This is a genomic window from Streptomyces sp. NPDC044033, from assembly GCF_056434425.1.
In genome coordinates this window covers 1803-9737 of the sequence record NZ_JBWKFF010000018.1, presented here as the reverse complement: position 1 = coordinate 9737, position 7935 = coordinate 1803, and the positions used below count along the sequence as shown (strand labels likewise).

Here is a 7935-nt window from a genome sequence, read left to right as displayed (position 1 = left end):
CCCCACCCCAAAACCCCCCGCCACACCCCCCCCCCCCCCCCCCCCCCCCCCCCCCCCCCCCCCCCCCCCCCCCCCCTTCCCTCCCCCCCCCCCCCCCCCCCCTCCCCCCCTCCCCCCCCCCCCCCCCCCCCCCCCCGGGCCGGGTGGTGCGGCAGTGGTCGGTTGGGGTCGGGCCCTTCGGATGTCGGGCCCTTCGGGTGTCCGGCCTTTCGGACGTCGGGCCCTTCGAGCGGCGGGCCCGTCAGACGGCAGGCCCTTCAGTCGCCGAGTCCGTCAAGCGGCAGGCACTTCAGACCTCGGACCCGTCAAGGCGTCAGACGGCCTCGGCGAGGCCGAGCGCCTCGGCGTGCACGGCCAGCCGTTCGGCGGCCAGCGCCGCGCCCGCGTCATCCGCGCGGGAGGTCGCGACGACCAGCGCCTGTCCGGCGAGCATGTGCGCCCGCTGGTGCAGCGCGGCCGTACGGGCTCCGGGGCCGGGCGTACCGCCCGCCGTCGGGGCGGCCCGCAGCGGGGCGCGGCCGTCGCGCAGCCGGGCGGCCGTACCGGCGATGCGGCGGGCCGCGTCGTCCAGTTCGGCGGACGCGGGCCCGTCGCTCCCGGCCCGCAGCTCGTCGGTCACGGTCAGCAGGGCGGTGAGGTGTCCGGCGAGCCGGATGTCCAGCTCCTCCTCGCGGGAGCGGCGCGGGGTGCGGCCGCGTGCGTCGGCGGGCTCGGCCATGGAGTGGACCGACTTGGTGCGGATCGGTTCGTACATGGGATGGCCTCCTGGCAAGGTTTCAGGAGACCATCCTAACTTAGACGCAGTCTAAAGTTGTCCCACTTACATGGATGGCTTCCGTCAGTACGGTCAGTACTGGCCGTAGCCGTCCAGGAACTCGCCGATCCGGGTGACCGCGTCCGTCAATTCCTCCTTGGCGGGCAGCGTCACCAGCCGGAAGTGGTCCGGCTCCGGCCAGTTGAACCCCGTGCCGTGCACGATCATGATCTTCTCGGCCCGGAGCAGGTCCAGGACCATCTGCCGGTCGTCCTTGATCTTGTAGACCTTGGGGTCGAGCCGGGGGAACGCGTACAGCGCGCCCTTCGGCTTCACGCACGTCACGCCGGGGATCCGGGTCAGCAGCTCGTACGCCGTGTCGCGCTGCTCCAGCAGCCGGCCGCCCGGCTGTACCAGCTCGTTGATCGACTGCCGGCCGTTGAGCGCGGTCGCCACCGCGTGCTGTACGGGCATATTGGCGCACAGCCGCATATTGGCGAGGATCGTGAGGCCCTCGATATAGCTGGACGCGTGCGCCTTCGGGCCGCAGACGGCCATCCAGCCCGCGCGGTACCCGGCGACCCGGTAGTTCTTCGACAGCCCGTTGAACGTCAGGGTCAGCAGGTCCGGCGCGATGGCGGCGGTCGGGGTGTGCGTGACGCCGTCGTAGACGATCCGGTCGTAGATCTCGTCGGAGCAGACGATCAGGTTGTGGCGGCGGGCGATCTCGGTGATGCCGCGCAGCAGCTCGTCGTCGTAGACCGCGCCCGTCGGGTTGTTCGGGTTGATGACGACGATGGCCTTGGTGCGGTCGGTGATCCTGCGCTCGATGTCCGCGAGGTCCGGCATCCAGTCCGCCTGCTCGTCGCAGCGGTAGTGCACGGCCGTGCCGCCCGCCAGCGAGACCGACGCCGTCCACAGCGGGTAGTCGGGCGCGGGCACCAGCACCTCGTCGCCGTCGTCCAGCAGCGCCTGCATCGACATCTGGATCAGCTCGGAGACGCCGTTGCCGAGGTAGATGTCGTCGACGGACAGCTCGACGCCCTTGGTCTGGTAGTGCTGCATCACCGCGCGCCGCGCGGACAGCAGCCCCTTCGCGTCGCCGTAGCCGTGCGCGTCGCCGAGCGAGCGCAGCATGTCCTCAAGGATCTCGGGCGGGCACTCGAAGCCGAAGACCGCCGGGTTGCCGGTGTTGAGCTTCAGGATGCGGTGTCCTGCCGCCTCCAGTCGCATTGCCTCCTCAAGGACCGGACCACGGATCTCGTAGCAGACATTGGCGAGTTTCGTTGACTGGATCACCTGCATAACGGCCACCATACGACCGGGCCACGAGAGCCGCTCCTCGTTTTACCGGTGAGTAGGACCACGGGGGCCGGGGCCCCCGTGGCGCCCTCAGGCGGCGGGCGCCCGCCGGACCGTACGGCCCGCCAGGACGTCCGTACGGTGCCCGTCTTCCATCACAAAGCGCCCATCGATCAACACATACGGAATACCGGTCGGAAGAGTCCTCGGAGCTTCGAAAGTGGAGCCGGCGGCGACCTCGGCCGGATCGAAGAGCACAAGATCGGCACGGTATCCGGTCCGTACCAACCCCCGGTCGGCCAGCTTCAACCGCGCCGCCGGCCGCGACGTGAGATGTGCCACGCACTCCTCCAGTGAGAGCACGCCCAGCTCGCGCACGTAGTGGCCCAGGTACTGGGGGAAGGTCCCGTACGCGCGCGGATGCGGCTTGAGGCCCTGGAGGATTCCGTCGCTGCCGCCGGTGTGCACCCGGTGCCGCATGATCTGCCGCACGTTCTCCTCGTGGCCCACGTGCTGGAGGATCGTCGACCCGAGCCGGTCCTCGATCAGCAGCCGGCGCGCGGTCGCCCACGGCCGCTCGCCGCGCTCGGCGGCGTTGCGCGCGACGGTCTTGCCCACCCACCCCGCGAGCCTGGGATCGGAGACCCCGGAGATCTCGATGGTGTCCCACTCGATCGGCACGCCGTGGCAGCCGTCCGCGCCCTCGACCTCCATGGCGTGCCGGATGCGCTCGGCCGTCGCCTCGTCCCGCAGCCGGGCCACGATCGCCTCCGGGCCGCCCTCGCTCGCCCAGCTCGGCAGCATCGCGACCAGCGTGGTGCAGCCGGGGGTGTACGGGTAGGTGTCGAGCGAGATGTCGGCGCCGCCCTCCAGCGCCGCGTCCAGCAGCGCCAGCAGCTCGGGGGCGCGCCCCTCGTTCACGCCGAAGTTCATGGTGGCGTGGGCGAGGTGCAGGGGGCAGCGGGCCTCGCGGGTGAGCTCCACCATCTCCTCGTACGCCTGGAGCGCCCCGGCCCCGTACGAGCGGTGGTGCGGGCAGTAGTAGCCGCCGTACTCGCCCACCACCCGGCACAGCTCGGTCAGCTCGGCGTCCGAGGCGTACATGCCCGGCGTGTACGTCAGTCCGGACGACATCCCGACCGCGCCCTGCGCCAGGCCCTCCGCGACCAGCTCCTTCATCCGCTCCGTCTCGGCGGGCGTGGCGGGCCGGTCGTCCCAGCCGACGGCGAGCATCCGCACCGTGCCCTGCGGAACCAGGTACGCGGCGTTGACGGCGATGCCCTCGCCGCCGAAGCCGTGGTCGAGGCGGTCGAGGTACTCGCCGACCGTCCGCCAGGAGAAGTCGATGTCGCAGCCGTCGCCGTTCCACCCCGTGATCTGCGCGCGCACCTCGGCGAGGGTGCGGTCGTCCACGGGCGCGTACGACAGCCCGTCCTGCCCGATGACCTCCAGGGTGACGCCCTGCGCGGCCTTCGCCTCGTGCCCCGGATCGCGGAGCAGCGCGAGATCGCTGTGCGCGTGCATGTCGATGAAGCCGGGGGTCAAGGCGAGGCCGCCGGCGTCCACGACGCGGCGGGCGCTGGGGCGGTCGCCCCCGCCCTCGCGCACGACGGCGGCGATCCGGCCGCCGTCGACGGCCACATCGGCCCGGTAGGAGGCGCCGCCGGTGCCGTCGACGACCCGTGCGTCGCGGATGACCACATCCATGGCCGTGCCTCTCAGAAGAAGGTGCGGACGTAGTCGACGACCGTGCCGTCCGCCTCGACCAGGGGGATCATCTGCCATTTGTCGAAGGATGTGCAGGGGTGGGAGAGCCCCATGCCGACCCAGTCGCCGACCTCCAGCTCCACGCCGTCCGCGACGCGCAGCCAGCCGTGCTGGTCGGACAGGCCGGTGACCTCGATCCCGGTCGCGGGCCGCTGCGAGCCGTCCCGCGCGGACCGTACGACCTGCGCCTCGGGCAGGTCGAGGTCGTACGCCGCGTCCCGCTTGCCCGCGTTGACGAACGCCTGGCCGGGCTCGGGGCGCGAGACGACCTGCGCCCAGAGGCGGAACGCGGCGTGCAGCGCGCCTTCCTCGGGGACCCGGTTGAAGGGCGTGACGCGGCGGTAGCGGCCGTCGTCGTGGGAGATGTACGCGCCGGAGCGCAGCACCTTGAGCGTGGGCGCGGACAGCTCCGGCAGCTCGGCGAAGACATCGGCGACCGCGTCGAACCACGCGCTGCCGCCCGCGCTCACGACGATCTCGTCCAGGCCGGCGAAGCGGCCCGCCTTGTCGAACTCGACGGCCAGCGCGGTGAGGCGGCGCAACCAGGCCCGTACGGACGCGTCGTCCGCCGAGGGGACCTCGCCCTCGTAGCCGGCGACGCCGACCAGGCGCAGGGTGCCGGTCGCGGCGACGGCGTCGGCGAGGGCGGCGCACTCGGCCTCCGTACGGACCCCGGTGCGCGCGCCGTCGCCCGCGCCCAGCTCGACCACGACGTCGAGGCGGCGGGCGGCCCCCGCCTCGGTCAGGGCCCGGTCCATCAGCTCGACGCCGCGCGGCGAGTCGACATAGCAGACGAGGCGGAAGTCCGGGTCGGCGTCGAGCTCGCGCGCGAGCCAGCGCAGCGCGGCGGCGTCCACCAGTTCATTGGCGAGGAAGACCCGTCGCACGCCGAAGGCGCGGCATACGCGGACCTGGGCGGGCACGGCGACGGTGATGCCCCACGCGCCGTGCGCGAGCTGGCGCTCGAAGAGCTGGGGGGACATGGAGGTCTTGCCGTGCGGGGCGAAGACCAGTCCGTGTTCGGCGGAGTAACGCTCCATCAGGGCGAGGTTGTGCTCCACGGCCTCGGCGGACAGGGCCAGCACCGGGGTGGTGAACCCGCCGTCGAACAGCGACCGCCGCTCGGCGGCGAGGGCCTCGACGGTGCCGCCTTCGGCGTCCGGGGGCAGGGCCTTGAAGCGGTGGTCGACGCGGTCCTGGGCCAGGCGTGCGACGGCGTTGCCGGCGGCCATGGAGCCTCCCGTGAAAAGTCGAGTTGCATTATGTGCAACAGCCATTGCGTATAACGCTTACTGCTGTCTAACATCCCGGCAAGTACGAGGTCAACGGTGCGTACCACGCCAACGGCGCGCACCACGGAGGCGACCCAGGCCCGCCGGCCCGCCCGGCATCCGACGCCGCAGGACACCGAGGAGCGAGACAGATCGTGACCGCAGCCCCGAGCAGCCCGGACGCCGACGTCGTGTGCCTCGGCGAATCCATGGTCACCTTCCGCCCCGCGACCCCGGGCCGACTCGCGGACGTACCCTCCTTCGACCGCGGCATCGGCGGCGCGGAGTCCAACGTCGCCTGCTGCCTCGCCCGCACCGGCCACACCGCCCGCTGGATCAGCCGCGTCGGCACCGACGGCTTCGGCGACCACCTCGTCACCACCATCGCCGCCACGGGCGTCGACACCGCCTCCGTCCAGCACGACCCGCACCGGCCCACCGGAATCTACTTCCGCACGGCGGGGGAGCGGGCTGTATCGGCGGACCCGGTTGTATCGGTGCACCCGGTCGTATCGGCTGACCCGGCCGCCGAGCCGGGCCCCTCCGCCGAGCCGGACCCCGCCCAGGTCTCCGAAGTCGTCTACTACCGGGCCGGTTCCGCCGCGTCGGCCATGTCCCCGGAGCTCATCGCGCGCGACCAGGCGTGGTCCGGCCGCGTCCTGCACCTCACCGGCATCACCGCCGCCCTCTCCGACGACTGCCGCGCCCTGCTCCGTACGCTCACCGCCCGCACCCCCGGCCGCCCCCTCGTCTCCTTCGACGTCAACTACCGCGTCGGGCTGTGGCAGGGCGCGGCCGAGGGCCCCGCCGTCCTGCTGGACCTCGCGCGCGGCTGCGACCTCGTCTTCGTCGGCGAGGACGAGGCGGAGGCGGCCTGGGGACTGCGCGGCGCAGCCGCCATCCGGGCCGCGCTGCCCGAACCGGAGATCCTGATCGTCAAGCAGGGCGCCACGGGCGCCACCGCGTACGCCCGCGACGCGTCCGGCTCCGACGACGTCGTCTCCGTCCCCGCCCTCTCCGTCGACGTCGTCGCTTCCGTCGGCGCGGGCGACGCCTTCGCCGCCGGCTTCCTCTCCGGGACCCTGCGCGGACTGACCGTCGCGGAACGGCTGCGGCACGGACACCTGATGGCCGCCGCCGCCCTCACCGTCCCCGGAGACCTCGCCGCACCGCCCGCCCGCCGCCTCGCCGACCGGCTGGCAGCCCTCGACCCCGACGCCTGGGGGAGACTGCGACTCGGCCCCGGCTGGGCGAGTCAGCCCGCGGCGGCCGAGGCCGAGACCGTACGGGTGGAGGAGCGCACCGCATGAACGAACACACGACCAGGCACGACGACCCAGGGGGACGCGCGGACCGGAGCCAAGCCCTCCGGAGCGGCCCCGCCCGAACCCAGCGCAGCGTATCGGCGGCGACATGAGCCAGACCGTCGACCGCGCCCTGTCCATCCTGCCGCTGCTCGCGGAGGGCCCCGCCAACCTCGAACAAGTCGCGAGCCGCCTCGGCGTCCACAAGTCCACCGCACTGCGCCTGCTGCGCACCCTCCACGAACACGGCATCGTCTACCGCCAGCAGGACCAGCGCTACCGCCTCGGCGCCCGGCTCTTCGCCCTCGCCCAGGAAGCCGTCGAGAACCTCGACGTACGCGAGATCGCCCACCCTCACCTCGTCGAGCTCAACGAGAAGTGCGGGCACACCGTCCACCTCGCCGTGTACGAGGAGAACGAGGTGCTCTACATCGACAAGGTCGAGAGCCGCTACCCGGTCCGGATGTACTCGCGCATCGGCAAGCCCGTAGCGATCACCGTGGCGGCCGTCGCCAAGCTGCTCCTCTCCGACCTGCCCGAGCCCGAGCGGCGCGCCGTCGCCGAACGGCTCGACTACCCCATGTACACGTCCCGTTCGATCCCCAACGCCGCCGCCTTCCTCAAGGAACTGGCGGCCGTGCGCGAACAGGGCTGGGCCACCGACCTCGGTGGCCACGAGGAGTCCATCAACTGCATCGGGGCGCCCATCCGCGGCGCGGACGGGCGGGCCGTCGCCGCGTGCTCGGTCTCCGCCCCGAACGTCGTCGTCACCGCCGACGAACTCCTCGCCCTGCTCCCGCTGCTGCGCCGCACCGCCGACGCCATCAGCGCCGAGTACTCCGGAACCACCCACACCCCCGAGAAGACCCGACCTCCCGAGAAGCCCGAGAAGCCCGAGAAATCCGGGAAAACCGCGAAACCCGAGAAGGAAGCCCGACCATGAGCGACAAGACCGCGATCACCCCGGCCACCCACACCACCCCGCCCGCCAAGTTCTCGCACGGCGTGCGCAAGGGGAACATCCTCCAGGTCGCCGGCCAGGTCGGGTTCAAGCCCGCCGTCGAGGGCCAGGCCCCCACCCCGGCCGGCCCCACCCTGCGCGAGCAGACGCTCCAGACCTTCGCCAACGTCAAGGCGATCCTCGAAGAGGGCGGCGCGAGCTGGGACGACGTCATGATGATGCGCGTCTACCTCACCGACGTCGACCACTTCGCCGAGATGAACGAGATCTACAACGCCTACTTCGAGGCCGAGGGCCTCAAGGAGGCGCCGGCCGCCCGTACGGCGGTGTACGTGGGCCTGCCCGCCGGCCTCCTCATCGAGATCGACGCGCTCGCCGTCCTCGGCTGATCCCGAACGGCCCGGCCATCGCCGCGTCAAAAGCCTCACCGACCGTGTCACGGGAAGGGGGCCCGCACCCGGGGGGGGGAGGGGTGGGGGGGCCCCCGACGGCCCAACGCCGGGGGCCCCGCGTCCAAGTCTTTGACACCCGGGGGCTGTCTTTCCTTTTCCCAGCGCAAAAATTTCTACGGGGCCC

The 7935-nt window shown here is 72.4% G+C and carries 7 protein-coding genes; 3 read left to right on the top strand and 4 right to left on the bottom strand.

Features of this window, described 5'->3' with window-relative positions; genetic code table 11:
- Window positions 1-313 precede the first annotated feature (313 nt).
- From AC07AB_RS28015 to AC07AB_RS28000, 4 genes are all read right to left on the bottom strand, one after another.
- Window positions 314-754 carry an SCO4983 family protein gene (locus AC07AB_RS28015; RefSeq protein WP_478572234.1) on the bottom strand — a complete coding sequence of 147 codons (441 nt, stop codon included), beginning with the start codon at window positions 752-754 and terminating at the stop codon, window positions 314-316.
- A gap of 93 nt (window positions 755-847) precedes the next feature.
- The gene (locus AC07AB_RS28010) at window positions 848-2059 is read right to left on the bottom strand and encodes a pyridoxal phosphate-dependent aminotransferase (RefSeq protein ID WP_478572231.1); all 1212 of its coding nucleotides are present in this window, start codon (window positions 2057-2059) and stop codon (window positions 848-850) included.
- A gap of 87 nt (window positions 2060-2146) precedes the next feature.
- Window positions 2147-3763, bottom strand: coding sequence for an N-acyl-D-amino-acid deacylase family protein (locus AC07AB_RS28005; protein WP_478572228.1), 1617 nt, complete (start codon window positions 3761-3763; stop codon window positions 2147-2149).
- Between the two features lie 11 nt (window positions 3764-3774).
- A complete protein-coding gene (locus tag AC07AB_RS28000) occupies window positions 3775-5055 on the bottom strand; it encodes an amino acid deaminase (protein WP_478572225.1) in 1281 nt (426 codons plus the stop codon).
- A 248-nt stretch (window positions 5056-5303) separates the two neighbouring features.
- On the opposite strand from AC07AB_RS28000, the gene AC07AB_RS27995 reads away from it, so the two are divergent.
- From AC07AB_RS27995 to AC07AB_RS27985, 3 genes are all read left to right on the top strand, one after another.
- Window positions 5304-6404 (top strand): sugar kinase, encoded by a 1101-nt coding sequence (locus tag AC07AB_RS27995; RefSeq protein WP_478572760.1) that lies wholly within the window; start codon window positions 5304-5306, stop codon window positions 6402-6404.
- A 103-nt stretch (window positions 6405-6507) separates the two neighbouring features.
- A complete protein-coding gene (locus AC07AB_RS27990; protein WP_478572222.1) occupies window positions 6508-7341 on the top strand; it encodes an IclR family transcriptional regulator in 834 nt (277 codons plus the stop codon).
- On the top strand, window positions 7338-7748 hold the full coding sequence (locus AC07AB_RS27985; protein WP_478572219.1) for a RidA family protein: 411 nt from the start codon (window positions 7338-7340) through the stop codon (window positions 7746-7748). Before AC07AB_RS27990 ends, AC07AB_RS27985 begins: the two co-directional genes overlap by 4 nt.
- The last annotated feature ends 187 nt before the right edge of the window (window positions 7749-7935 follow it).

What these genes read in the sequence shown, in the direction of transcription:
- AC07AB_RS28015 (WP_478572234.1), bottom strand. Translation starts at nt 754, where the DNA reads ATGTACGAACCGATCCGCACCAAGTCGGTCCACTCCATGGCCGAGCCC.
- AC07AB_RS28010 (WP_478572231.1), bottom strand. Translation starts at nt 2,059, where the DNA reads ATGCAGGTGATCCAGTCAACGAAACTCGCCAATGTCTGCTACGAGATC.
- AC07AB_RS28005 (WP_478572228.1), bottom strand. Translation starts at nt 3,763, where the DNA reads ATGGATGTGGTCATCCGCGACGCACGGGTCGTCGACGGCACCGGCGGC.
- AC07AB_RS28000 (WP_478572225.1), bottom strand. Translation starts at nt 5,055, where the DNA reads ATGGCCGCCGGCAACGCCGTCGCACGCCTGGCCCAGGACCGCGTCGAC.
- AC07AB_RS27995 (WP_478572760.1), top strand. Translation starts at nt 5,304, where the DNA reads ATGGTCACCTTCCGCCCCGCGACCCCGGGCCGACTCGCGGACGTACCC.
- AC07AB_RS27990 (WP_478572222.1), top strand. Translation starts at nt 6,508, where the DNA reads ATGAGCCAGACCGTCGACCGCGCCCTGTCCATCCTGCCGCTGCTCGCG.
- AC07AB_RS27985 (WP_478572219.1), top strand. Translation starts at nt 7,338, where the DNA reads ATGAGCGACAAGACCGCGATCACCCCGGCCACCCACACCACCCCGCCC.